Source organism: Streptococcus suis (assembly GCF_002960445.1).
Taxonomy (GTDB): Bacteria; Bacillota; Bacilli; order Lactobacillales; family Streptococcaceae; genus Streptococcus; species Streptococcus hyiners.
The window spans coordinates 1-371 of record NZ_POJD01000299.1; the positions used below are offsets into that span (position 1 = coordinate 1).

At 42.3% G+C, this 371-nt stretch carries 1 pseudogene; it reads left to right on the top strand.

Features of this window, described 5'->3' with window-relative positions:
* Nucleotides 1-371, top strand: a pseudogene (pgi, locus tag C1G53_RS10930) (glucose-6-phosphate isomerase); the annotation flags it as partial.

A 371-nucleotide genomic window follows, 5' to 3' on the forward strand; every position in this document is an offset into this window, starting at 1 on the left:
GGTATCGGTGGTTCTTACCTTGGTGCTAAAGCAGCTATTGATTTCTTGAGCAATGCCTTTGTAAACTTGCAAACACGTGAAGAGCGCAAAGCTCCACAAATCCTTTACGCTGGAAACTCTATCTCATCAAGCTATCTTGCTGACTTGGTGGATTATGTTGCTGATAAGGATTTCTCAGTTAACGTGATTTCAAAATCAGGTACAACAACTGAACCTGCTATTGCCTTCCGCGTCTTCAAAGAATTACTTGTCAAGAAATACGGTCAAGAAGAAGCCAACAAGCGTATCTATGCGACAACTGACAAGGCAAAAGGTGCAGTTAAGGTTGAAGCGGACGCAAATGGTTGGGAAACTTTTGTAGTTCCAGATGA